This is a genomic window from Microcystis sp. M_QC_C_20170808_M9Col (genome assembly GCF_007095495.1).
GTDB lineage: Bacteria > Cyanobacteriota > Cyanobacteriia > Cyanobacteriales > Microcystaceae > Microcystis > Microcystis aeruginosa.
This window is the reverse complement of record NZ_SFBZ01000088.1, coordinates 1-22,922: the sequence shown is the minus strand read 5'-3', so window position 1 is coordinate 22,922 and position 22,922 is coordinate 1. Positions and strand designations below refer to the sequence as shown.

Annotated in this window: 26 protein-coding genes and 3 pseudogenes; 6 read left to right on the top strand and 23 right to left on the bottom strand. The window is 41.9% G+C overall.

Annotated elements, in window-relative coordinates:
- Window positions 1-117: 117 nt before the first annotated feature.
- A pseudogene (locus EWV68_RS05740) lies at window positions 118-234 on the bottom strand (DUF3782 domain-containing protein); the annotation flags it as partial.
- A 123-nt stretch (window positions 235-357) separates the two neighbouring features.
- Entirely contained in the window at window positions 358-546 is a 189-nt protein-coding gene (locus tag EWV68_RS05735) for a hypothetical protein (protein WP_061430672.1), read from the bottom strand.
- Between the two features lie 46 nt (window positions 547-592).
- Between EWV68_RS05735 and EWV68_RS05730 the strand changes: the two genes are divergently transcribed.
- On the top strand, window positions 593-793 hold the full coding sequence (locus EWV68_RS05730; RefSeq protein WP_045358196.1) for a RelB antitoxin-like protein: 201 nt from the start codon (window positions 593-595) through the stop codon (window positions 791-793).
- Window positions 790-1,044: a type II toxin-antitoxin system RelE family toxin gene (locus EWV68_RS05725; protein ID WP_061430671.1), complete on the top strand. Its 255-nt coding sequence runs from the start codon at window positions 790-792 to the stop codon at window positions 1,042-1,044. The genes EWV68_RS05730 and EWV68_RS05725 overlap by 4 nt, the downstream gene beginning before the upstream one ends.
- 54 nt (window positions 1,045-1,098) lie before the next feature.
- Here EWV68_RS05725 and EWV68_RS05720 read toward each other — a convergent pair whose 3' ends face one another.
- The 11 genes from EWV68_RS05720 to pdxH all read right to left on the bottom strand — a co-directional run bounded on the left by EWV68_RS05720 (window position 1,099) and on the right by pdxH (window position 10,141).
- Window positions 1,099-1,728 (bottom strand): DUF3782 domain-containing protein, encoded by a 630-nt coding sequence (locus EWV68_RS05720; protein WP_287169130.1) that lies wholly within the window; start codon window positions 1,726-1,728, stop codon window positions 1,099-1,101.
- 310 nt (window positions 1,729-2,038) lie between these two features.
- The gene (locus EWV68_RS05715) at window positions 2,039-2,344 is read right to left on the bottom strand and encodes a type II toxin-antitoxin system VapC family toxin (RefSeq protein WP_287169129.1); all 306 of its coding nucleotides are present in this window, start codon (window positions 2,342-2,344) and stop codon (window positions 2,039-2,041) included.
- 210 nt (window positions 2,345-2,554) lie between these two features.
- Complete coding sequence (locus EWV68_RS05710) at window positions 2,555-2,776, bottom strand: hypothetical protein (RefSeq protein ID WP_287169127.1); 222 nt, start codon at window positions 2,774-2,776, stop codon at window positions 2,555-2,557.
- 27 nt (window positions 2,777-2,803) lie between these two features.
- Window positions 2,804-3,298 carry a PIN domain-containing protein gene (locus EWV68_RS05705; RefSeq protein ID WP_287169126.1) on the bottom strand — a complete coding sequence of 165 codons (495 nt, stop codon included), beginning with the start codon at window positions 3,296-3,298 and terminating at the stop codon, window positions 2,804-2,806.
- Window positions 3,282-3,572: a UPF0175 family protein gene (locus EWV68_RS05700; RefSeq protein WP_147069485.1), complete on the bottom strand. Its 291-nt coding sequence runs from the start codon at window positions 3,570-3,572 to the stop codon at window positions 3,282-3,284. The genes EWV68_RS05705 and EWV68_RS05700 overlap by 17 nt, the downstream gene beginning before the upstream one ends.
- Window positions 3,573-3,654: 82 nt before the next feature.
- Window positions 3,655-3,924 (bottom strand): type II toxin-antitoxin system RelE family toxin, encoded by a 270-nt coding sequence (locus EWV68_RS05695; protein ID WP_002739840.1) that lies wholly within the window; start codon window positions 3,922-3,924, stop codon window positions 3,655-3,657.
- Entirely contained in the window at window positions 3,917-4,165 is a 249-nt protein-coding gene (locus tag EWV68_RS05690; RefSeq protein WP_002739617.1) for a type II toxin-antitoxin system Phd/YefM family antitoxin, read from the bottom strand. The genes EWV68_RS05695 and EWV68_RS05690 overlap by 8 nt, the downstream gene beginning before the upstream one ends.
- 67 nt (window positions 4,166-4,232) lie before the next feature.
- Window positions 4,233-6,860 carry a hypothetical protein gene (locus EWV68_RS05685; protein WP_287169125.1) on the bottom strand — a complete coding sequence of 876 codons (2,628 nt, stop codon included), beginning with the start codon at window positions 6,858-6,860 and terminating at the stop codon, window positions 4,233-4,235.
- Window positions 6,861-6,873: 13 nt separating this feature from the next.
- On the bottom strand, window positions 6,874-8,844 hold the full coding sequence (locus EWV68_RS05680) for an NB-ARC domain-containing protein (RefSeq protein WP_287169124.1): 1,971 nt from the start codon (window positions 8,842-8,844) through the stop codon (window positions 6,874-6,876).
- A gap of 118 nt (window positions 8,845-8,962) precedes the next feature.
- Window positions 8,963-9,265 carry a trypco2 family protein gene (locus EWV68_RS05675; RefSeq protein ID WP_016517340.1) on the bottom strand — a complete coding sequence of 101 codons (303 nt, stop codon included), beginning with the start codon at window positions 9,263-9,265 and terminating at the stop codon, window positions 8,963-8,965.
- Between the two features lie 231 nt (window positions 9,266-9,496).
- Entirely contained in the window at window positions 9,497-10,141 is a 645-nt protein-coding gene (gene pdxH / locus EWV68_RS05670) for a pyridoxamine 5'-phosphate oxidase (protein WP_104398377.1), read from the bottom strand.
- Between the two features lie 51 nt (window positions 10,142-10,192).
- Here pdxH and EWV68_RS05665 point away from each other — a divergent pair, with 51 nt between their 5' ends.
- A complete protein-coding gene (locus tag EWV68_RS05665) occupies window positions 10,193-10,978 on the top strand; it encodes a segregation/condensation protein A (protein WP_125731063.1) in 786 nt (261 codons plus the stop codon).
- Between the two features lie 51 nt (window positions 10,979-11,029).
- On the opposite strand, the gene EWV68_RS05660 is transcribed toward EWV68_RS05665, so the two are convergent.
- Window positions 11,030-12,514, bottom strand: a complete 1,485-nt coding sequence (locus EWV68_RS05660) for a polysaccharide deacetylase family protein (protein ID WP_287169123.1) — start codon at window positions 12,512-12,514, stop codon at window positions 11,030-11,032.
- Window positions 12,515-12,781: 267 nt separating this feature from the next.
- Here EWV68_RS05660 and EWV68_RS05655 point away from each other — a divergent pair, with 267 nt between their 5' ends.
- Together EWV68_RS05655 and EWV68_RS05650 are read left to right on the top strand one after the other, a co-directional pair.
- Window positions 12,782-14,089 carry a hemolysin family protein gene (locus tag EWV68_RS05655; protein ID WP_002760525.1) on the top strand — a complete coding sequence of 436 codons (1,308 nt, stop codon included), beginning with the start codon at window positions 12,782-12,784 and terminating at the stop codon, window positions 14,087-14,089.
- A gap of 36 nt (window positions 14,090-14,125) precedes the next feature.
- The gene (locus EWV68_RS05650; protein ID WP_287169122.1) at window positions 14,126-14,932 is read left to right on the top strand and encodes an Rpn family recombination-promoting nuclease/putative transposase; all 807 of its coding nucleotides are present in this window, start codon (window positions 14,126-14,128) and stop codon (window positions 14,930-14,932) included.
- Window positions 14,933-14,967: 35 nt separating this feature from the next.
- On the opposite strand, the gene EWV68_RS05645 is transcribed toward EWV68_RS05650, so the two are convergent.
- Window positions 14,968-16,305, bottom strand: coding sequence for a proton extrusion protein PcxA (locus EWV68_RS05645; RefSeq protein ID WP_061430663.1), 1,338 nt, complete (start codon window positions 16,303-16,305; stop codon window positions 14,968-14,970).
- Between the two features lie 78 nt (window positions 16,306-16,383).
- On the opposite strand from EWV68_RS05645, the gene EWV68_RS05640 reads away from it, so the two are divergent.
- Window positions 16,384-18,474 carry a PD-(D/E)XK nuclease family protein gene (locus EWV68_RS05640; protein WP_287169121.1) on the top strand — a complete coding sequence of 697 codons (2,091 nt, stop codon included), beginning with the start codon at window positions 16,384-16,386 and terminating at the stop codon, window positions 18,472-18,474.
- A 96-nt stretch (window positions 18,475-18,570) separates the two neighbouring features.
- Here the strand turns inward: EWV68_RS05640 and EWV68_RS05635 are convergent, their stop codons facing one another.
- From EWV68_RS05635 to EWV68_RS05600, 8 genes and pseudogenes are all read right to left on the bottom strand, one after another.
- Entirely contained in the window at window positions 18,571-18,741 is a 171-nt protein-coding gene (locus EWV68_RS05635) for a DNA adenine methylase (RefSeq protein WP_287169120.1), read from the bottom strand.
- A 17-nt stretch (window positions 18,742-18,758) separates the two neighbouring features.
- Window positions 18,759-18,983, bottom strand: a pseudogene (locus tag EWV68_RS05630) (helix-turn-helix domain-containing protein); the annotation flags it as partial.
- Window positions 18,914-19,261, bottom strand: coding sequence for a hypothetical protein (locus EWV68_RS05625; RefSeq protein ID WP_287169119.1), 348 nt, complete (start codon window positions 19,259-19,261; stop codon window positions 18,914-18,916). The gene EWV68_RS05625 and the pseudogene EWV68_RS05630, both read right to left, overlap by 70 nt.
- A 46-nt stretch (window positions 19,262-19,307) precedes the next feature.
- The gene (gene hypB, locus EWV68_RS05620) at window positions 19,308-20,120 is read right to left on the bottom strand and encodes a hydrogenase nickel incorporation protein HypB (RefSeq protein ID WP_061430660.1); all 813 of its coding nucleotides are present in this window, start codon (window positions 20,118-20,120) and stop codon (window positions 19,308-19,310) included.
- Window positions 20,111-20,455, bottom strand: a complete 345-nt coding sequence (locus tag EWV68_RS05615) for a hydrogenase maturation nickel metallochaperone HypA/HybF (protein WP_079206372.1) — start codon at window positions 20,453-20,455, stop codon at window positions 20,111-20,113. Before EWV68_RS05615 ends, hypB begins: the two co-directional genes overlap by 10 nt.
- Window positions 20,456-20,776: 321 nt before the next feature.
- Window positions 20,777-21,847 carry a hydrogenase expression/formation protein HypE gene (gene hypE, locus EWV68_RS05610; protein WP_287169118.1) on the bottom strand — a complete coding sequence of 357 codons (1,071 nt, stop codon included), beginning with the start codon at window positions 21,845-21,847 and terminating at the stop codon, window positions 20,777-20,779.
- A 105-nt stretch (window positions 21,848-21,952) separates the two neighbouring features.
- Window positions 21,953-22,750: an Rpn family recombination-promoting nuclease/putative transposase gene (locus EWV68_RS05605; RefSeq protein ID WP_012268002.1), complete on the bottom strand. Its 798-nt coding sequence runs from the start codon at window positions 22,748-22,750 to the stop codon at window positions 21,953-21,955.
- 72 nt (window positions 22,751-22,822) lie between these two features.
- Window positions 22,823-22,922 (bottom strand): annotated as a pseudogene (locus tag EWV68_RS05600) (IS630-like element ISMae26 family transposase); the annotation flags it as partial.

Below are 22,922 nucleotides of genomic sequence, written 5' to 3'. Positions count from 1 at the left end.
TAACCTGTTTGTGCCTTAAGTCCTTCCCTGTATGGATTTCAGCTACTTTTGAGCGTAGGCGCTCTCATCGAATTTTATTTTAAGTTAATTATTTGCATAACAATTCCCGAAGAGCCATAGTAGGTCAGTCTCCTTCAGTTGTTTGTCAGTTTCTTTTTGAGCAGCAGTTAATTCAGCTTGAGCAGTCGCTAATTCGGCTAAGATTCGCCATACGTCTTCTGATGTAGTTGCCATAGATAATTTTTTCCTGATGTCACCTATTCACTATTTTATTGGATTTCCGCGCTTGCCGAAGACACTGGGGAGCAGACTGCTGATTCAATTGGGTAAGGTGGAGGCTAATTCATAGAACAAGAATCACCGCCACCAGCGACTCACCTCTTTAATCCCTTGATACACTTCTCTTAAGGCGACCAGTCCCCCAAAATGAAGGATTAAAGGGACTAAGTTGGGAATAGTTTCGAGGAAATTAGAACGAGTGAGAGTACCCAAAGCATGAAAGGTTTTTTCCCAGAAGGATAGGTCAATATTGGCAGGCGTTAACACCTGAGTTATAATTGGAACGAAAATTAACTAAGGCAGTTGTTCTCAAATGAAATTAAAGGAAAGGTATATCACCGATGAGCAGGGTAATCGAATAGGTGTTCTTTTAGATATAGAAGAATATCAGAAACTGCTGGAAGAATCAGAAGAGTTAGATGCCATTAGAGCCTATGATTTGGCTGTCTCAGGCGAGGATGATGAAATTCCTTTTGAAGTAGCGATCGCTGAAATTGAAAATAGTCAGCAATGAGTTACAATATTACTATTAAAAAACGTGCTTCTAAGGCTTTAGCAAATCTCCCAAAGGATGATTATCAAAAAGTTCGAGATGGCATTAGAGAATTAGCTGAAAATCCAAGACCATCAGGATGTCTAAAACTGACAGGAAGAGAAGGGTGGCGGGTTCGGATTGGAGTTTATCGAATTATTTATGGTATCGATGATTCAGAAAAGAAGGTGATTGTTCTTGATATTGGGCATCGAAAGGATATTTACCGCTAAATACAAGCAATCATCCCTCACAATATCAGAGCAAAAGCGATCGCCTTTGATGTTTTAATAGGTTTGAGGTTGAAAATTATCGGGAATATCGAGTTCAAATACTTGGTCATGAATCCGAGCCACATAAAACCCTTCTTGCAGAATTTTTTCCCGTAATTCCGGGGATACATGAACCGCCGCTAATATGCCATAGAGTTTTTTATCTTTGTGTTCAGGAAAAAAGCTGCGAAACCGTTGCAAAATACTTTTTAATTGTGTAATAGATTCCTCTTTGGCATGACTTTTAACCTCGACGATATAGGCGGTATTTAGCTGACCATTGGTATGGGCAAGGACATCAATTTCTAGGTGTTGTCCATCTTTACTGACTCGCACACTGGGACTAACCACTTCCATACCAAAGCGTTGCCTGAGAATCGTTTCCATTGAGGGAAGGGCAAGTCCTTCGGTAAAGCTGCCGAATTTTGCACCAAGTCCCCCAATTTGCCGTCTTAATTCTTTGAGTTGTCGGTCGGTTTTCTGTTGTCGTCGCTCGGTTTCCTTCTGTTGTCGGTCAGTTTCCTTCTGTTGTTGACTAACTTCTTTCAGTTGTTTGTCAGTTTCTTTTTGAGCAGCAGTTAATTCAGCTTGAGCAGTCGCTAATTCGGCTAAGAGTCGCCATACGTCTTCTGATGTAGTTGCCATAGATGATTTTTTCCCGATGTCACCTATTCACTATTTTATTGGATTTCTGCGCTTGCCGAAGGCACTGGGGAGCAGACTGCTGATTCAATTGGGTAAGGCAAACCCTAATTAGTGAGAGGAGAATCACCACCACAACCGACTCACCTCCCTAATCCCTTGATACACTTCTCTTCAGGCAACCTCCCCCCCAAAATGAAGGATTAAAGGGACTAAATTGGGAATAGAATTAACAATTATCTTCATTCTCTTTGATTTTTTGACTAATTCATGACTGGTTCGCTGAACGCTGGAAAATGCTAACGTTGATGGGTTATTCATTTGACAGATCATAGAGTTCTAAGCCTTGAATAAAACAAAAATCTCTCAAATTCAATGTATATAGCTTAATATTCTGCACTAATGCTGTTGAGGCAATGATAGAGTCAGGGATGTTGAGTTTGTGACTGAGGGAGTAGGTTTCCATTAAGTTAATAAATTGATTGGATATTGCGACATCTACAGGAAAGGTATGTAGCAATCCGAGATGTCTTTTGATTTTGTTGAGTTCATTTTTATTGATTGCTCCATAATATAATTCGGCTTGAGTAATGGGCTCTTCGGTAGCTATTTTTGTCAATTGTTTTTTATCTAGAGCGAACTAATCAATTAAGTCTCTTGCCAGATAAGGATTTAGTCGATTTATGCCCCCCTATCGAACCATAACAAGTAACGAAGAGCCGAGTAATGGAACTAATGGCTAGTTGATTTAGTCCAATATGGCGAAGCTCTTCGATAATTCTATGGTTGTTTTTATAGAATTCAATGAGGATATTGGTGTCACATAAAATCATCGGTTTTCTTCTCGCCATGCTGCTTCACGGATAGATTTAGGGGTGATATTTCTGTTTTCCCACAATCCTGCTAGGGCAAAGAAGTCTTGCTCGTTATCAGATAATGTTGTTTGATCTTCGATGATTTCTACGGAGTCAACAAAATCTAAAGCAGTTAAAATTTTAGAGAGTGTTTCTGCTTTTTCTTGGTCACGAATGTGTACGATTAGTTGTTTCATGGTAGTTTATTTTGTATTGATTTGGTATTAATTATCATTGTCTAATTCTGTTTTTAGCCAATTAAGAATCGGAGAACTAATACGAATTACATAATCAACTAACTGTTGTGATAAATCTAAAATTTCTTGTTTAGATAGATAACCTGCATAAAAACCAACCAAGAGAATTCCTAATGTTCCTTTGACGGGTAATTCCATAGCTTTGGCAACTCTTATTGCTAATTTCTCATCTATAATTACCCAGTCTGGTTTGATTGAAATTGCCAAGAGAATAACTTCTAATTCTCCTCGATCTAATCCTAGTAATAGCGGTTCAAGAGGAGATGATGATGCAACTTCTTGAACTTGAATCCAATTGGCATTTTTGAGTTCTTTTGCCCCTGGTTTATTATCTCCAGCGATGACAATTTCTTGATAAACTGCCCAAGGAATAATCACTTCATTAAATAGCTGATTAAGAAGATCTAATTGATTAATCAAAGATAAGGCGATGATCGGTGTAGAATTAACAATTATCTTCATTTTCTTTGATTTTTTTGGCTAATTTACGGCTGGTTTGTATTTCTGATTCCCATTCTTCTGCTGTGTAATCAATAATGGAAAAACCATACTCAGAGAGAAGTGTATAAAATGTATATTTATCGCATCCTAATACTTGTGCGCCGATTCCTGCTGAAATTTTTCCTTCTTGATAAAGATGCCCTAATGTATAAATTATGACTTTACGAGAGAATGCTTCTTTTTCTTCTCTGGCAGCAATGAGGAGTTCTTCGGGAAATGTTACGTTAATGTTCATGAGTGTTTAAAGATAATTTGTTTTTCTTGATTTTAGCAGGAATAATATCGCTAATTAATTGATGGTTGATAATTAAGATTCTCTATATTGTTCTCTTTAGTTGTTTATAAATTTCATCATCGTTTCGTTTGTCAATCAGCAAGATTTCTAGTGTTTGCTCCTCAACACGATAAACGATTCGATATTCACCAATATCGGCTCTATGATAAGAGTATCCTTTTAACTTTAGAGAATCTTGGGGATAGGGATTTGTTCTCAGTTCGGTTATTTTTGTGGCTACTTGTTTGGCGTGTTTATCTGGCAGTTTTTTTAAGCGTTTAGTTGCCTGTCGAGATAGGTTAATCTTAAGCATTTAAAATTTCTGACAGTAAAGCCTCACTTTCTGTTGTTCCGATAAAACCTTCTTGATGAGCTTTTTCTGCCTGTAAAGCCAAAAGTTGATTTTCTAACTCGGAAAATCTCTCAAATTCCTCGATTGACAGCACGACTGCAACATTACGTCCCTTTTTTGCTATCTTTACTGGTTCTCTTCGAGCCAAGTCTAACAGTTCGCCAAAGCGATTTTTTGCTTCTGAGGCTCCTAATGTTTTCATAACTAACCTTTATAGAAACTAGCCATTATGACCATTTTAGCTATTATAGCAATTATTGACAGGAGAATCACCGCCACCAGCGGCTGACTTCTCTAATTGCTTGATGGATTTCTCTGAGGGCGACCTCCCCCCCAAAATGAAGGATTAAAGGCGCTAAGTTGGGAATAGTTTCGAGGAAATTAGGACGAGTGAGAGTACCCAAAGCCTGAAGGACATCTTGCCAGAAAGATAAGTCAACATTAGCAGGGGTTAAGGTGGCTGTTAATGCTTTTAATACGTCTGCACGTTTTGATTCATCCCCAATGGCTTTGGCAGCTTCTAAAGCTTCCGGTAACGCTTGTGGGAAATAGGGAGCTAACCTGGTCAATACCGAAGCACGCTGTATTTCATACTTAATGGCTCTGGCAGCTTCTAAGGCTTCGGGTAAGAGATTTTCGGGTAAATGCGGGGCTAACCCTGTCAATGCCCATGCACGGTCGTATTCATCCCCAATCCCTCTGGCAACTTCTAAGGCTTCGGGTAAGAGATTTTCGGGTAAATGCGGGGCTAACCTTGTCAATGCCAATGCACGGGAAGATTTCCACCCCATCCCTCTGACAACTGCTAAGGCTTCGGGTAAGATTTCAGGGAAATAGATGGCTAATCCTCTCAATGCCTCTGAACGGTAGTATTCATCCCCAATCCCTCTGGCAACTTCTAAGGCTTCGGGTAACAAACTTTCCGGTAAATGGGGAGCTAACCCTGTCAATGCCTCTGCTTGGCCATTCCAATACCCAATCGCTCTAACAGTAGCGAAGGCTCCGGGTAAGATTTCGGGTAAATAGGGGGCTAACCCTCTCAATGCCTCTGCACGGTAGCCTTCATCCTTAATCGCTCTAGCTGTGGCTAAGGCTTTGGGTAAGAGATTTTCGGGTAAATGCGGGGCTAACCCTGTCAATGCCTCTGCACGGAATCTTTCATCCCCAATCTCTCTAGCTGTGGCTAAGGCTTCGGGTAAGAGATTTTCGGGTAAATGCGGGGCTAACCCTGTCAATGCCAATGCACGGGGAGCTTCCCACCCCATCCCTCTGACAACTGCTAAGGCTTCGGGTAAGAGATTTTCGGGTAAATGCGGGGCTAACCCGGTCAATGCCCTTGCACGGGAAATTTCATCCCCAATCCCTCTGACAACTGCTAAGGCTTCCGGTAAGATTTCAGGGAAATAGAGGGCTAATTCTTTCAATGCCTCTGCACGGTAGCCTTCATCCTTAATCTCTCTAGCAGTAGCCAAGGCTTCGGGCAAGACTCCGGGCAGATAGGGAGCTAACCCTACCAATGCTACTGCACGGGAGGATTTATCCCCAATCACTCTGGCAACTTCTAAGGCTTCGGGTAAGATTTTGGGGAAATGGGAGGCTAACCCGGTCAATGCCCTTGCACGGTAGTACTCATTCCCAATCCCTCTGGCAATTTCTAAGGTTTCGGGTAACAAACTGGGCAAATGCGGGGCTAATCCTGTCAATGCCTCTGCACGGAATCTTTCATCCTCAATCGCTCTAGCTGCGGCTAAGGCTTCGGGTAAGATTTCGGGTAAATAAGGAGCTAACCCCGTCAATACCTCTGCACGGAATCTTTTATGCTCAATCGCTCTAGCTGTGGCTAAGGCTTCGCTTAAGAGATTTTCAGGTAAATGGGGAGCTAACCCTGTCAATGCCCTTGCACGGTAGTACTCATCCCCAATCCCTCTGGCAACTTCTAAGGCTCTCGGTAAGATTTCAGGGAAATAGAGGGATAACCCTTTCAATGCTACGAAGCTGGAGGATTGAGCCCAAATCACGTCAGCAGTAGCTAAGGCTTCCGGTAAGAGATTTTCGGGTAAATAGGGGGCTAAACTTGCCAATGCCGCTCCACAGGAGTTGTCATCCTCAATGGCTCTAGCAGTAGCTAAGGCTTCGGGTAAGATTTCGGGTAAATGCGGGGCTAACCCTGTCAATGCCCTTGCACGGTAGGATTTATTCCCAATCTTTCTAGCAGTAGCTAAGGCTTCCGGTAAGATTTCAGGGAAATAGAGGGCTAATTCTTTCAATACCAAAGCACGGGAGGATTTATCCCCAATCTTTCTAGCTGTGGCTAAGGCTTCGGGTAAGATTTCCGGTAAATGGGGAGCTAACCCGGTCAATGCCTCTGCACGGTCAGATTCATACCAAATCTCTCTAGCTGTGGCTAAGGCTTCGGTTAACAAAGTAGAAGTGAGATAGGGACTAATTGCCCTTAATCCTTCGGCTTGCTTCTCAGAATCTTGACTTTGCCTCACATAGGCTAATCCCTGGGCAGGTGTCCAGATTTCATGCTGAATCAGTAAAGCAATCAATTCTGGTGGAATATTCCCGGCCAAACTATTGAGGGAAGTAGTTATTAAGGTATAACGAACCTGTAACCCAATCGACTCACTGGGATTCTCAATAAAATGCCCCTCCGCCAATTGCCACGCCCGGGAAACATCCTTAATAAAAACTGCTGTTTTCCCTTCCCTTTCACACTGACTATACCAACCATTATGACCTTCTGCGGTTTCTTCCCTCAGTAATAGATGAATCTGGGCTATCTGTCCCGCTTTTTCCAAATGCCAGAGCAATTGATTATAAATGTAGCCATCATCCTCTAAACTGTGCCAGTTTGATCCCCCTAAATCCCCCTTAATAAGGGGGACTTCCACAATTCCCCCCTTTTCAAGGGGGGTTAGGGGGGATTTCAAGGGGGACTTCCACCTCTTTTCCCCCCTTTTCAAGGGGGGTTAGGGGGGATATCTCCTTTTCAAGGGGGACTTCCACCTCTTTTCCCCCCTTTTCAAGGGGGGTTAGGGGGGATCTCTTAATCTGTCTTTGATACCGTTGTAAAAGCTGTTGATGTGCCTCAGCCATTGATAACCCTAACCCCGGTAATTGATAATCCGTTTCAGGATGAGGAGACGCTAGGATCAGATTTCGGGCTAAATCATGTAACAAATCATGGACGCGATAACTGGTTAATTGTTCACTAGAAACCCCCGTTAATAATAAAGCCTTACCCCGTAAATATCTTAAAGTTTGCCTCGCTTCTCTCACCTGACAATCCCATAAAGTCGCCGCCATTTTTTCGGTAATGGTAACATCATCGGGTAACACCCCTAACCAGCTAAATTGTCTCAATCTTTGCCCATTTAACCGCTTTAAACTGAGATTAAAGCAAGCAATTAAACTATAATGTTTTCGTTTTTCTTCATTGACAGTATCTCCAGCTTCCAAGCGATCTAAAATTTCTAAATGAGCGATTTCTGCCTGTAAATCTTCTAGTAACTCAGCCCAAGAAACCCCATCTTTAACTTGTGCTGCTCCCAACTCCAAAGCTAAGGGTAAATACCCCACAATCTTCGCTAAATTTTTCCCTTGTGCTTCTTCTTCAGCAGTTAATTCCTTTCTTAAATACCCCTTTAATAAGGCTAAAGATTGGCTTTCCGTCATCACATCCAAATCATAACGAATTGCCCCTTTAACGGGAACTTCTCTAGTGGTTATTAATAATTTACAGTGATTTCCTGCTACTATAAAAGGATCAATATCTTCTACATTCCAGAGATCATCTACTACTAATAAAGCCTTTTTATCTGCCAATAAAGTCCTCAAGTGTAAGGATGCCGCATCAATACCCGTCGGCTTAAAATTATAATCTCCTAAAGCTTGAATCCAGCCATGAAGAAAGGATAAAATGTCCGGTTGTTGTCCTAATGTTGCCCAGAATATCCCATCAGGAAAAAAGGCTTGAACTTCTTTTTCTTGTGCTAATGCCGCCGCTAAAGTTGATTTACCAATACCTCCTAATCCATAAATCGCACTAATAACTAAAGTTCCCGTTTTTTCCGTTGTTGCTGACAATAAAAGTTTTTTTAACTCAATACTAACCTCTGGACGTTCGACAAAATAACTCGGTTTAGGAGGAGCTTGATTGCGATAGGAAGAAGATTTTAAAGAAGCGGATATAACGGGTTTAGGTTCAGGATCAATATCATGGTTTTCTAATATCTCACACCATTCGGGATTGTCATAAACCCTGGCCAAAGATTCAGCTTCTAAAGATGCCGGACGATCTCTAATTGGCTGTTTAGATTGTACCCCAATCACTAACCCATTACAAACAATTGCTGATCCCGATGTTCCTTGCCAAGGTGACTGATCTTCTGCTAATCTTTCTAATTGTTCATCGGTGGGTTGTATGTCTTGACTATCTTTAATATTTAATAACAAACGGTTATGAGGAACACGATTAGCCACATCGATAGTTCCCTCAATATGTAACCCTGTGGCGTATTTTATCTCATCTTCAACATACCGTAAAAATAGAGGAAAGCCCAAACAGTCAAATTTAACTTTTTGGGTGCTACTCGCATCAGGTAACACCCCAAAACCTACAGGATTACAAGTTTCGATAGTTTCTGGTAATTCAACTAAAGCTATATCTATATTATCCGGCGCTTTCCAAATTACTTTAGCGTCTATGTCTTGCTTATCAGAATATTTTGATGCTGATCTAAATCGTACTTGACAGTCGTTACTATTATCAAATAGATGCCGACAAGTCAAGAGTAAACGTCCCCCAATTCGATAGGCAGTGCCGTATTTAGGAGCAACAATTTCTAAAGCGCGATCGGGTTGGAATTGGGGCATAACTTATCGGATTGATGTAACCTATTCTTCTGGGATGGCGATGGGTTACGCTTCGCTAACCCATCCTACAAATTAACTGCTTTGGGGGCAAGCATTGCGTCCCTAGGGGTATAAAATTCTAATCGGGAATATCATCACTTGCTGTCTTGATAGGTCCTCCATCTTTCCCAATGGGTTTAAGGGGAATTTTAATTCTATGGGTTATCGTATCTTTATTGGTGACACCCCCACCCATTTCTACTACCCAAAATTTCAGCCCACCTTTGCCTTCTTTCGACTGCTCAACCACAAATTGAACCTCTAATTCAATGTCACCCACTTCAAAGCGAATCTGCTCACCCTCAGAGGCTAAAATAGATTTACTCAGTTCAACCCGCAATGCTTCTAAGGTTTCTCGAAGTCCAACTTTATTGATGTCCATAATTCTCTAGTTATTTTTGAAAGATGCAGACAAAAACCCTTTCAATTCTATCGTTTTTCTGAAACTTTAGGGCGGACGGGTTGCCTTTATCCAATTGACATAATAGCCCAACCCGATCGCTAAGGTAAGCGCGGGTTGGGAAAAGACATCGACCTAATATTATCTCAAGACTAAAATGACAAATTGAATTAGTATCGAGCTATTTTGCCAATACAAGGTGTCAAAATCAAACTAAGGGGCTAAACGTTGCCTTTGCCAACTGCCATCTTCTTGACGATAATAACAGAGACGATCGTGGAGACGACTGGGGCGACCTTGCCAGAACTCGATTAAACTAGGAATTAGGCGAAAACCGCCCCAATGAGGAGGACGGGGAACTTCACGACCAGCATATTCTTCTTTTAGTTCTGTCAGACGTTTTTCGAGGATATACCGCCCGGAAATCACTTCACTTTGATTGGAGGCCCAGGCCCCTAAACGAGATTCCCAGGGACGGACAAAAAAGTAATTATCCGATTCCTCCTCGCTGATTTTTTCTACAGTTCCCTCAATCCTAATTTGCCGTTGCAATTCTCCCCACCAAAACACTAGGGCTGCATTGGGATTAGCGATTAATTCCTGTCCTTTGGCGCTTTGGTAGTTGGTAAAGAGAACAAAACCGCGAGGATCGAAGTCTTTTAACAGTACCATGCGGGCCCGGGGTTTACCCTCTGGGGAAATAGTGGCTAAAGTCATAGCGTTGGGTTCTAATCTTCCCGAAGATACCGCCCGTTCTAGCCATTGTTTAAATACAATGAAAGGATCGGCAGATGTTTCGGACTCTAGCAATTCTTCAAGATTGTAGTCCAAGCGCAGGTCAGCGATCGATATGTCCATGGTTTTGCTTGCTAAATTCTATCCTTTGAGATCCTACAAGATTCTACAATCATGACTATCACCTCGGCCAGTGATGCGATCGCCTCTCTTTTAGAAATGGCGGAACAGGGAGAAATTGACCCCTGGGATGTGCAGGTTATTGATGTGATCGATCGCTTTTTGGCAGAATTGGGGTTATTAAATGATCTAGATTTAGCCATGGCCCAGGCTAATTTACCCCAATCGGGACAGGCTTTTTTATGGGCTTCTATGTTAGTTTTATTTAAGGCTGATACCCTAGAAAGATTGTCTTTAGACCAGCAAGAAGAAAGTCTGATTGATGAGGAAATTAGCGAGTTAGAACGGGAATTAAGAACTTTACCCCGTTATCTAGAAAATCATATTCGCCGTCGTACTGCCGCCCCACCACCGCGAAAAAGACGGGTAACTTTGCAGGAGTTAATCACTCAATTACAACAGATTGCCCTAGAGATTGAAGCTTTACCGAAACTGCCTGTAGTTGTCCCGAAACCCCGGCCCCAATCCCGACGGGAAGCGGTACAAATTATCACGGAATTGGCCCACCAAGAAAACCTGACAGAATTGGCAGCGGAACTGGACTTTTTTTTGCAGAGAAAGTTTTTTCAATTGGAGAAAAAGGAGATAGAGTTTGAGTATTTATTAGATTTATGGCAAGCAGAAAAGCCCTCTAGTCACTCGGCAACACAGGAAAAGGTGGCGATTTTTTGGGCTTTACTTTTACTGGCTTCTCAATCAAAAGTGGAATTAAAACAAGAGGATTTTTATCAGGATTTGAGTATTTCTTTAATTACTTCATCGGCGAACATCCCTTGCTAGTATATTTATACTACTAGGGCGCAGATTCTGCGCCCTAGATACCTTACTATCTTAGCGGGTTAAGGCCGCGCCTCTTTCGTACAAAGTGCGGGCATAATCGGTCCAAGTACCCTGGCCCCAATAACGGAAACAACTGGTTTGCACGAGCAAATTATAAAGCAGTGCCTCCAGATAATCGGGCCGTCGGGTGAAGCTAGGATCCGCCTGTACTAAAGGATCATATTTCTCGTGGAATTGAGCGCTTAATTGGTTCATCGGTTCGAGAACATTTTCGTAACCGCGCACCCAACTGAGATCATTTGTCCAAGATGCCCCATCCATGGTAAAACGGTGGTCGGACTGTTTTAACTCAGCGATCGCCTGTTCCACTGCTTCTGGGGTAGCGGCATCGGGATTAACTCGCTGCCAGATTTTATGCTGGTGTACGGCTTGAATTGGGGGATAATCTTGGGGATTAACGCCAGCGGCCTCGATTAACTCCAGATATTCCGTGCCGTTAAATCCTGCCACAGTGGAACCCCCCTGCATTTCCCGCCAAGGATTGGGAAAATCGCGAGGAAATTCATTCATCATCACGCCACCATTTTCACCGTCGGCAATCTGGGAACCTAGGGAAGGAACCCAAACGCCGCCGATTTGCTGTTTACCGCGGCATTTGGCCTCGTGGTAGGGTTGCATTTGGGCGACTAATTTGGTGTCGGAACCCTGGGTTTTAATCAAAGCAGTAATCGCAATCACTTCACCCCGAGAATTACGGGCCACCAGGCGATTAGGAATATATTTTTGTTCCTGACTCAATCCCGAACCGTCGAGATTTTCCACCGAGTGTTCCTGTACCAATAACCAACGATAGCCGCATTCTTTCAGGGCTTTAATATACTCGTAGAGGGTATCGGGATGGTTAGGAAGGTGCATTTCCGGGGGAGAGAACCCTTTGACTCGTTTCAGGGCATCGGGGCCAAAAATCGAGGCAAAATAGGTTTGCCATGCTTGCATCTGTAATTTTAGATCGGGAATCGGTGTGGAAGGAGCCACCGCATGACTCCACATCGTCCCCAACCATTCCACATAGGGTTGATATTGACTGTTACAGGTGATTAATTTGAGTTTATCGAGGATATCCTGCCGTCCCATCTGTACCAAACCCCAGAGGAGATTGCCGGAATAATCGAGCATAATCCGGGGATTACAGCCTTCCGCCACCAATTCCGGGATAAAATCGCCCATGCGACTGTAACACCAGGCAAAAACGCTGGCATTATGGTTATCACCATCCCCCTGATTCTCGAACATATGCTGGAGATTGCAGATTAATTCACCATTAACACCCGCGGGGATGGTGGGTTGGTGCATATGCAAGGCACAGGCAAAACCAGCCTTGATATGGTCTAATTGGAGATTTGTTGTCGGTAAAAAGATCGGATCATCGTGATTAACAATCGCTGCGATTTCCTGTTCCCAACCGCAAATAGTCGGTAGTCCGGGGCGGATTTCCGTGATAGCGTTCGATTTCGATGATACGGGTGTAGCGATCATAATTTTTCAGGCGAATAGATTGAGATAGTTTGTCCCCACTCTCCCAGGGACAACTTTTTTTACTGGCAACAGGTCACTCTTGACTGTTCACTGCTAACTGAGCTAAGAGTGCGGACTTGATCCTATCCCATTTATACTGGGAGTAACCCTCTCCAGACACAAGCCTTCGTAACTCGTTAAAAATCAAGATGATTCTTTACTGAACTTAACCGATCCTCGCACTATGATACAAACAACTATCCGCCCTTTTACCTGTAAATTTTAACCATGTTCTCGGCGACTACCGAAATTCTTGTTATCTTCTTCCTGATCCTCCTCAATGGAGTCTTTGCTCTCTCGGAAATTGCCATTGTCTCGGCCCGCAAAGTCCGTTTAGAACAATTAGCCAGAGATGATCGAAGGGCGGCGGTGGCCTTAAAATTGGCCAATGATCCCAATCAAATTTTATCGACGGTGCAGATTGGCATTACCCTAGTGGGTATCTTTGCCGGGGCCTACGGAGGAGCTAATTTATCGGTCAGTGTGGCGCAATTATTGGCCCAAGTTCCTGTTTTAGCCCCCTACAGTCAAGCTTTGGGATTAGGATTAGTGGTGTTAATTATTACCTATCTATCCCTAGTGGTGGGGGAATTAGTGCCGAAACGGTTAGGTTTAAGTAATCCTGAAAAAATCGCTATCCTCGTTGCTGATCCTCTGAATAGGTTATCAAAAATTGTTTCGCCCATTGTCCATCTTTTGAGTCAATCGACTAATCTGATTCTCGGTTTGTTGGGGATTAATACTAATAACAATGATTCCCCAATTACGGAAGAAGAATTGAAAATTATGCTTAAACAGGGAACCGCAGCGGGAACCTTTGAGGAAGCAGAACAGGATATGGTGGAAAGGGTGTTAGGATTGGGCGATCGCCGAGTAAGCCAGATTATGACCACGCGCCCAGATATTATTTGGCTAGATTTGGAAGATAGTGCCGAAATTAACCGCCAGAAGCTAATTGAGAGCAATCATAACCGTTTTCCTGTGTGTCAGGGCAGTTTAGATGAGGTTTTGGGGGTAATCGAAGTCACAGACTTATTGGCAGATTGTTTAACTGGTGAAAGTTTCGACCTGACGAAGGATTTACAACAGCCGCTTTTTGTGCCGGAAAGCACTAGGGGTTTAAAGGTGTTAGAATTGGTGCAGCAAAGTGGTCATCATATTGCCTTGGTAGTGGATGAGTACGGGGTAATTCAAGGATTGGTGACGCGCAAGGATATTTTAGAGGCAATTGTCGGCGATTTACCCCAATTAGATAATATTGAAGATGCTCAGATCGTGCAGCGGGAAGATGGTTCTTGGTTGATCGATGGTACAGTGGCGATCGAAGATTTTAAAGAATTATTTGAAATCAGTGAATTACCCGGGGAAAAACAGGGCAATTATCACACTTTAGGTGGTTTTATTATTACCCATCTTGGCAGGATTCCGGGAGCTGCCGATCATTTTGAATGGCAAAGGTTGCGCTTGGAAGTGGTGGATATGGACGGTAATCGCGTCGATAAGGTGTTAGTCACGCTCTTGTTAGATGATTTGTAAGTAATTGTTAGTAAACATCTAGATTTTTTCAAGCTTGTGAAGACCGATACAATTTTTTATCAACTCTTGCAAACCTTTCCGGGGTTAATTTTTGAATTACTGGGAGAGTCAACCCAGAAAGCTGAAAATTATCAATTCTCCTCCCGAGAAATCAAAGAATTAGCGCGTCGTTTTGACGGTATTTTTTTACCGACCACAGCAGCACCGGAACTAATTATTTACTTTGTTGAAGTGCAATTTCAGGATAAAAGCGATTTTTATTGGCGATTTTTAACAGAAATTGTCATCTATCTCAATCAGTATAAACCCGTTCAGGATTGGATGGCTGTAGCTTTATTTGCCTCTAGGGATATCGACAATAATTTTCCCTATCAACTACGGGGATTTGAGATAACGGGACAGATCAGACGTATTTATTTAGATGAATTAATCGATAGTCCGGCTCCGTCTCTGGGTTTAGGAATTATTCAGTTAATTGTCGCTACACCCCAATTAGCACAGCAACGAGGAAAACCACTTTTAGAAAAAGCGATCGCTGAAATTGATGATCTAGTTTTCCAGCAAAAAGTTGTAGAATTAATTGAAAGAACCTTAGCCTATAAATTTACTAATCTTAGTCGTGCGGAGTTAGAAGCTATGTTCGGATTAGATGATCTCAGACAGACTCGACTTTATCAAGAAGCTAAACAAGAAGGTCGTGAAGAAGGTCGTGAAGAAGCTAAAACTGAAGCGATCGCTGGTTTACTAGCTTTAGGTTTAAGTATAGAACAGATTGCCACTGCTTTGCAATTAGAATCTACCAAAGTACAAGAGACAGCGGCAAGATTATCCTCCCCAAATTAGAGGGGTAAATTATCAAGTTTCTCCCCGATTTTACCCTATTCATTCATATTACGATAGGTAGCTACTGCCGAGGGAGAAATGCGATTGAGATAACGGAAAATCCAATATTTTAAGACTGTATCCAAGATAACGGGAAAAGTGGCGATAAAGAGAAAATTAAACTCGCGATTTTCCGGTAAACCGAAATGACGACTTAACCCTTCTAGGATCACTTCCCAACCGTGGGGAGAGTGGAAACCGACAAATATATCGGTAAAGAGAATAATTAAAAAAGCTTTAGCTGAATCGCTAAGATTATAGAGAATGCCATCGAGAAAAGACTTGACAATCTCGATTTCCCGACGACTAAAAGCGATAACAAAACCAAAGGCAATCAGGGAACAAATATCGGCGAAAATATTAGCGATCGCATTTAAACCTCGTTGGCGAAATTCTTCACTTAGTACCGCAGCTTTTTTAGTAATTTCTCCCTCGATTTCTTCGTTAGATAATTTGGGTGCTAAACCAATCATACCTCGAAAATGTAAAGCTTCCTCAAATCTTCTCAATTCCGAAAAAGCTTCTTCTTCTAAATCCTGATTGATAAAAATAAACTGTTCCTGTTGTTGGAAATATTTATTAACCAAGGGGGTAATCAGGAAAGTTTTGGTTAATTGCTGGGTCAACAAAGGAACAATAATTAACAGTAAAATAAACTTGAGGGAAATGGCTGTTTTATAACGAGAATTGCGAAATCTTTTTAAAACTGCCTCCTCCGATTCCTCCGCTTGGGGATCAATTTCCTGCTTAATGCGATTAAAAGTATTGACAAAAGAACGGGGTAAAACTCCCGGTTTTTCCGTAGCTTTTTGGGATTTATTGCTTTTGATCATTTCCTCATCTTCAAGACTACCCGCCGCTAAAAAAGAGCGATTTCTGGAATTCTTATTTTTGTCTGTTTCCCGCTCAAAATTTCTGTTCTGGAGACTTTTGGGACCATCTTCAAGATCTTCTTGCCAATAATTACCTTGATATTTTCCGATAATACTATCGATAAACTGAAGTTTTTTCAGACAAACATCTGTGGTGACAGTAATCACCCCATTATTAATTGTCGGTTGATTTGGTCCGAAGGTATTAACGATCGAGCGACTAGCTTTAAACTCCGTCAATCTGACTTTAATTTTTTGCAGATAACCTTTAACTTCTGCGATAAAATAGGAATTAGTGGTACTGCCATAATTCGAGAACTCCGCTGCCACTTTTCGCCCTTGAAAATGCTTGTCTTCTATCTCCTTAATCTTCAAAGCTGCATGATAAGCCTCATCTAAAGAACGTTCAGGAGTTTGTAATAACCATTGATTAACACCTTGCAAAATCCGATTAAGATTCATAGGAAACAATTACTTCCACAAGGGAGAAAAGCTAGAGTACCGATCAGTCATCTTAACAAATACAATCCAGAAAAAACGATGTCAATCATACCAATTTGGATCGAAGGTGGGACTCGATCGGGAAAAACCACCGCTTTAGTCGGGGAATTTCGGCGCTGGGTGTCTCGCGATCGACCGAAATCATCGCCCCTTCCCCGATCGATCTTAGTTTTCGCTGCCAACGATGATAATAAACGGGAATTAGCCGATCAATTAGCCCTTGCTGTTAAGGGTAGCTATCCGATTCTCTGCAAAACCCCTTTAGGTTTTCTCACCGATGAAGTCATCCTGTTTTGGCCGTTAATTTTCGAGTCTTTAGGGCTAAAAGCGCAATTTCCCCGCCGATTACGCCCAGAAACGGAACAGGAACTCGCCACCCTTCTCTGGCAACCAGCAATCGCTGAATTCTTCCAGCCTACTAGCATAAATGAATATCGTTTCGTCCGTCAAGTTCTCGATTTGTTACAATTAGCCGGCGCTAGTGGTGTTCCCGCAGAAAAGATACCCGAAAGATTAGCCGACGGATTATCAGAAACAGATTTAAAACGAGTTTTAGCGATTAATGAGCAGGAAACACCAGAAAAAGTGGGAGAATTAATCATTCAATGGCGTGATTGGTCTCTAGAACGTGGTTTATTAAGTTATGGTATCATCTACGAACTCTATTGGCGCTATTTATTTCCTGATAGTCGTTATCAGCAGCAACTATTAAAACGCTTCCGGGGAGTTTTTGCGGACGATGTGGACGATTATCCGGCTATTGCCAAGGATTTACTCAGTTTTTTCCTCGATCATGATTGTTTTAGCGTTTTTACCTACAATCCCCAGGGAAAAATTCGCTTAGGATTAACTGCCGATCCCGATTATCTACAAAAATTAGCGGCACGCTGTCAAATTATGCCATTATCTACCACCGACGGGTTAGCTGCTCAGTTTAGCGAGACGGTTCTCTCCTTAATCAGCGACGGTAACTATCTTGGCAATCTTCCCGATCAATTCATCTCCCTGCAAACCACCTCTCGCGCTGAATTGTTACGGAAGACAGCCACAGCTATTATTCAAGCAGTCAAGCAAGGAGCAGTAAAACCCGAAGAAATCGCCGTTATTGCCCCCGGTTTAGACGAAATCGCCCGTTATAGCCTGATGGAAATTTTAACCGGTGCCGGGATACCCGTTCAACCCCTCAACGAACAACGACCCCTGATCAGTTGTCCTCTGATTCGGGCATTATTGACCCTTCTCGCCCTTGTTTACGCAAATTTGGGGCGTTTAGCCCCCCAAGAGGCCCTAGCGGAAATGCTGGTGATTTTTAGCCGTTATCGCTGGGATGAAGAAGAGAATTTAATTCCCGATATCGATCCAATCCGCGCCGGATTAATTGCCGATCATTGTTATCAAGTGCATCCGGAAAATCCTCGTTTATTAGCGATCGAAACTTTTCCCCGTTGGGATCGCTTAGGACAAAAAGCTTGTACTGCCTACGAAAGAATTTGTCACTGGATCGAAGGGATGAAAAAACGGCAGCAAGAAGCGAAACTTTTCCCGATTTTTGTCTTAAATCAAGCGATCGAACAATTATTAAACGATGGGGAAAATTTGCCCTTCGATCACTTGGCAGCTTTGCGAGAATTAATGGAAACTGCCCAACATTTTTGGGAGATCGATCGGCGTTTGCGTGAGAGTGAACCCTCTTTTCAAAGTCCCAGCGAAACTATTAGTCAGTTTATCCAACTTTTGCGCCGTGGTACAATTACTGCTAATCCCTATCCCGTGCGACAATTTATTAAATCTTCCTCAGCAGTTACCCTAGGCAATATCTTTCAATATCGTTCTTTTCGTTCTAGTCATCGTTGGCATTTTTGGCTAGATTGTTCCTCTCCACTCTGGGAACAAGGAGGTGCTGCCACTCTTTTTGCTGCGCCAATTTTTTGGCGAAAAAGTCCCTATCAACGCTGGACAACAGAGGCAGAATTAGAGGAAAATCAGGCACGTTTACAGAGAGTTTTAAGGGATTTATTAGCAAGGGTAAGCGAAAAAGTTATCCTCTGTCACAGTGATTTAGGAGTATCGGGAACCGATCAAACTGGACAACTTTTATCCTTAGTACAAGCGGCAAAAGAATATGATTAAGGACTAGAACAAAATTAACTTCTTGGTTAGGAGATGCAAAAGGCAATAGGCAATAGTCAAAAGGGGAAATAAATAATCAGTTTTTAATAACTAGATTTAGTATAAGGCCTTTTTGGGTTGTAAATTAAAAGCTACCACCCCCGAACCACAAAAGGGTTCTATCCAGCGATCAAAGTTTTGCTGATCCGCTAAACTTTTGATTGATGATAGCAGTTTAGTTTTGATACCTTGACATTTAATCGGTGGAACAATGACGGTTGTTTTCATTAATAACTAATAGATAATTAAATGAATACACTGGGGGAAACATTGAAAATCTCTGCTAAAATTTTCCCTTGAGCTTTACTAATTGATCGCTGGCCATTAACAATCTCAGAAACCACACCCTTAGAACCAATTTTACCAACTAAATCAGCTTGTTTCATGTTGTTAGCTGACATTAAGTGTAATAATACTTCCTGCGGTGAAGCTGGTTCGGGTTGAGGTTGTCTGGCATCAAAATCCTTAATAAGTAGTCGTGCAAAATTAATTTCCTAGTGAAGATAGGCAAGAGGCAAGAGGCAAGAGGCAAGAGCGGGGTTAGATATGTGTAATTAATTTTGCCTAGGTACTTAATTGTCGCCATTAATTTAACCATTGCGGTTTCTTCTGGTAGTCGATCCTGTTTACTAATTAGATTAAGGAGAAGATGACGCGCTTGCTCATATTCTTCCTCATTTTCAATAATCTTGGGTTGAAATTTAGTCAACAGTTGATTATAAGTATTGTGATCAAGTGCTAGGGTCATTTTTCTTTCGGTTAGACTGAACTTTTTGGGTGTGTTACTGCTTAACTTAAACCAGCGATTTTAACCAACCGTACCAAGCATCTAAACCTTCTCCAGTGGTAGCGGAAACTTGAAAAACTTTCAGATTGGGATTAACTTGATAGGCGTAATCTAAACAGCGATCGAGGTTAAAATTAACGTAGGGCAGTAGGTCTATTTTTGTCAAGATCATGACTTGAGAAGCGTGGAACATATAGGGATATTTAATCGGTTTATCTTCTCCTTCGGTGACGGAAAGAATGACGACTTTGGCATTTTCTCCCAAATCAAATAAAGCAGGACAAACTAGATTACCGACATTTTCGATCATCACTAAAGAATTCATCGGTGGATCGAGTTCGATTAATCCTCTCTCTACCATTGATGCTTCTAAATGACAACCTGTTCCGGTATTAATTTGGATAACCTGACAACCGGTTTCACTAATTTTTTGGGCATCATTAGCTGTTGCTTGATCTCCCTCAATGACACTGATAGGAATAGCGGTTTTTAAATCGGCAATTGTGCGAGTTAAAAGGGTAGTTTTTCCCGAACCGGGGGAAGAAACCAGATTAAGGGCAACAGTTTTTCTCCCCTTCAACCAGCCGCGATTTTGTGCCGCTAACAGATTATTTTTTGCCAGCAGATTTTGCTCAACTTGGAGAATGCTACCATGAATTTGAGCGTGAATTTCCGCGGGATGATGGGGATGCTCATGATCGTGATCGTGATGGCTATGACTAATAACAGTACCATCAGCTAAAATATGTTCATGGGTTCCCGTTTGCGGATTAGTTACCGTCACTTCCGAGTTATCAGAACAACCACAGGTTACACACATAAGGATTCTGTCTCCAACGATTTGAGATTTAATTCTTGACCCTGTAAAATGACTATATTGCGACTACCACATCGATCGCAGATTCCGTAGGGATATTCTAGTTCTAGCTCATTTCCGCAATCTTGGCACTGTCCTAAACCAGAAATTTCCAGAATCTCTAACATTGCCCCCTCTACATTAGTACCTTGACAACAGGTATCAAAACAAAAAGCGATCGATTCTGGCATAATTGCCGTTAGTTTACCGATCTCTAACACCACGCACTTAACTTTCATTCCTCGCGAGTGTTCTAAAGCAAGTTCAATAATATTTTGGGTAATTCCTAGTTCGTGCATTTTCAGTTATCAGTTATCAGTTATCAGTTATCAGTTATCAGTTATCAGTTATCAGTTATCAGTTATCAGTTATCAGTTATCAGTTATCAGTTATCAAGGAAATTTCAACTAAAACCCCAAAACCCCAACTATTTGAGGGTTCAAAACAGCAAAAATCAGGATTAAATTGCCTAAAATCTGTAAATAGACCATTTAATTGATTATTATTCATTTTTAATTCTCCTGACTCCTGACTACTGACTACTGACTCCTGACTACTGACTCCTGACTCCTGACTACTGACTTCTAACCCTAACAACAAACTTTTTCAGCAAACCCTAATTAACATATTCTCGGTAATTGTTCACCGACTAACATATCGAGAATCCTTTTAGTGCCGAAAGCGGTTTTTAAGTAAACTAAATTGGGGGGAGAAGCGACGACTTCCCCGATACAAGCGGCATTTTTGCCGTCAGGATGGGAACGCATCACTGCTAAAACGCGATTTTCCGCTTCTGGTGGCACAACAAGGACTAATTTGCCCTCATTTGCTAGATAAAGCGGTTCTAAACCCAATAATTCGCACATTCCTCGCACTTCTTCCCGGATGGGGATCGCCGTTTCCTGCACCTGTATTCCCACCCCTGAACTTTGGGCAAATTCGTTTAAAACCGTGGCTAATCCGCCTCTAGTGGCATCCCGCATCGCTTTAACTTGCGGGCAAACTGCCAGAATTGCAGAAATTAAAGAATTCAGGGCTTGACAATCGCTTTCAATTGTGCATTGCAGGTCTAATTCGCCCCTGGCAATCAGAATGGCGGCGCCGTGATCCCCCAGAAAACCGTTAATCAAAATGCGATCACCAACTTGTAAATTATTGGCACTGGAATGGATTCGGGCCGGAATTACCCCCACTCCAGAGGTATTAATAAATATTTGATCCCCTTGTCCCCTGGGAACGACTTTTGTATCCCCGGTGACGATTTTTACCGCTGCTTTGTCGGCGGCTATTTTCATGCTGGTAACGATGGTTTTTAGGGTGTCGATAGATAAACCTTCTTCGAGGATAAAACTACAACTGAGATAGAGAGGAATTGCCCCACCGACAGCCAAATCATTAACGGTTCCATTGACTGCTAAACTGCCAATATCACCCCCGGGAAAGAATAGGGGAGAAACCACATAGGAATCAGTGGTAAATGCCAAGCGATCGCCTATTTTAGCCAAATCTTTAATCTCAAATCGGGCTTGATCTTCAAGGGCTGCCAGTAAGTTATTATCGAAGTTATTAACGAATATCTCGTTAATTAAATCCCGCATTGCTCTGCCACCGCTGCCATGGGAGAGAGTGATATTTGTGTCGGTAATTTTTGTTTTTTTTAATTTTAAAGAAGCTGAAGGAGTGCTAGTCATAGGTGAGGTAGTAAGTTTTCGTTTTGGGTAGTCGGTGGTCGATAGCAAATTAGGTTACACTTTATCTTGATCAGAAACGCTGTCATAGCTTACTGCTAGATTATCTTAATGGGTTTCTGGTATTTCTCGCACTTTTTCTACAGTTAAGTCCAAGGCTTGAGCAATTTGTTCTACCGTTAAACCTAAAGCCAATAAACGCGGCACAGATTCCAGTTTACCTTCCAGTTTACCTTCCAGTTTACCTTCCAGTTTACCTTCTTCTCGAACGTCTTGAAAATAACGGGTTTGTTTCAGTTCATCTAAACTAAACATGGCTTCTATCTCCCGGCGACTTAGACGTGGTAATTTATAGATAAGGATCGTTTCTATTAATTGTAGGAAGTTTTGCGGTTGGGTAAATTCAGTTCGCACTCGTTCAATAAGTTGTTTGGCTGTTGCCACTGCTTGATTTTCTTTAGCAATAATTAATTTTATGGTGGCAATACCCAGGGAATCTTGATTAATATCATCTAGTTCATCTAAATAGATTCGCGTCACTCTCCCAGATGTCAATAAGTCTTGATAACGTACAACCTGATCTGATTCTACCCGACGATGGGGATAAATGACCACCCCGCGCCAATCATTGTTAAAAGCAGTTTTACTGAGATATAAGAAGATTTCAGCAAAGAAACGGCCATAAAAATTCTGATCATCTTGAAATTGCACCTCGCAGAAATAAATAGGAATGCTAGGATCGGTAATATTGGGCAAAAATACGCCATCAATACGAAAAGCTAGTTGCTTGATTTCGACGGAATCAAAGCGGTAATTCTCGGCTTCTCCGGGGGAAAGGTTGATTAATTCAAAGAAAATTGACGGATAAGATTGAAAAAGATCATAAAAAATACTGTCGGTTTTCATGCCCGGACTTGTGGTGTAAACTATGCAAAAATATAGAGATAGAGAGTTTTCCTACTATAGCAATTCTCTGACTTATGAGGTACAGTAGCAACAGTGAGTAAACCAATTGCGAATATCTTTTTGAGTAACTTCTAACATAGCCAATTCAATCCCTTCTATTAAGTCTTTGTAA

Bases quoted from the DNA above. Each gene is read 5' to 3' on its own strand.
- EWV68_RS05640 (WP_287169121.1), top strand. From the start codon at position 16,384: ATGTCAATCATACCAATTTGGATCGAAGGTGGGACTCGATCGGGAAAA.
- EWV68_RS05660 (WP_287169123.1), bottom strand. From the start codon at position 12,514: ATGATCGCTACACCCGTATCATCGAAATCGAACGCTATCACGGAAATC.
- EWV68_RS05655 (WP_002760525.1), top strand. From the start codon at position 12,782: ATGTTCTCGGCGACTACCGAAATTCTTGTTATCTTCTTCCTGATCCTC.
- EWV68_RS05730 (WP_045358196.1), top strand. From the start codon at position 593: ATGAAATTAAAGGAAAGGTATATCACCGATGAGCAGGGTAATCGAATA.
- EWV68_RS05690 (WP_002739617.1), bottom strand. From the start codon at position 4,165: ATGAAAACATTAGGAGCCTCAGAAGCAAAAAATCGCTTTGGCGAACTG.
- EWV68_RS05680 (WP_287169124.1), bottom strand. From the start codon at position 8,844: ATGCCCCAATTCCAACCCGATCGCGCTTTAGAAATTGTTGCTCCTAAA.
- EWV68_RS05625 (WP_287169119.1), bottom strand. From the start codon at position 19,261: ATGACCCTAGCACTTGATCACAATACTTATAATCAACTGTTGACTAAA.
- EWV68_RS05645 (WP_061430663.1), bottom strand. From the start codon at position 16,305: ATGAATCTTAATCGGATTTTGCAAGGTGTTAATCAATGGTTATTACAA.
- EWV68_RS05615 (WP_079206372.1), bottom strand. From the start codon at position 20,455: ATGCACGAACTAGGAATTACCCAAAATATTATTGAACTTGCTTTAGAA.
- EWV68_RS05695 (WP_002739840.1), bottom strand. From the start codon at position 3,924: ATGCTTAAGATTAACCTATCTCGACAGGCAACTAAACGCTTAAAAAAA.
- hypE (WP_287169118.1), bottom strand. From the start codon at position 21,847: ATGACTAGCACTCCTTCAGCTTCTTTAAAATTAAAAAAAACAAAAATT.
- EWV68_RS05710 (WP_287169127.1), bottom strand. From the start codon at position 2,776: ATGAAACAACTAATCGTACACATTCGTGACCAAGAAAAAGCAGAAACA.
- pdxH (WP_104398377.1), bottom strand. From the start codon at position 10,141: ATGGACATATCGATCGCTGACCTGCGCTTGGACTACAATCTTGAAGAA.
- EWV68_RS05665 (WP_125731063.1), top strand. From the start codon at position 10,193: ATGACTATCACCTCGGCCAGTGATGCGATCGCCTCTCTTTTAGAAATG.
- EWV68_RS05705 (WP_287169126.1), bottom strand. From the start codon at position 3,298: ATGAAGATAATTGTTAATTCTACACCGATCATCGCCTTATCTTTGATT.
- EWV68_RS05605 (WP_012268002.1), bottom strand. From the start codon at position 22,750: ATGAAAACCGACAGTATTTTTTATGATCTTTTTCAATCTTATCCGTCA.
- hypB (WP_061430660.1), bottom strand. From the start codon at position 20,120: ATGTGTGTAACCTGTGGTTGTTCTGATAACTCGGAAGTGACGGTAACT.
- EWV68_RS05720 (WP_287169130.1), bottom strand. From the start codon at position 1,728: ATGGCAACTACATCAGAAGACGTATGGCGACTCTTAGCCGAATTAGCG.
- EWV68_RS05725 (WP_061430671.1), top strand. From the start codon at position 790: ATGAGTTACAATATTACTATTAAAAAACGTGCTTCTAAGGCTTTAGCA.
- EWV68_RS05675 (WP_016517340.1), bottom strand. From the start codon at position 9,265: ATGGACATCAATAAAGTTGGACTTCGAGAAACCTTAGAAGCATTGCGG.
- EWV68_RS05700 (WP_147069485.1), bottom strand. From the start codon at position 3,572: ATGAACATTAACGTAACATTTCCCGAAGAACTCCTCATTGCTGCCAGA.
- EWV68_RS05635 (WP_287169120.1), bottom strand. From the start codon at position 18,741: ATGAAAACAACCGTCATTGTTCCACCGATTAAATGTCAAGGTATCAAA.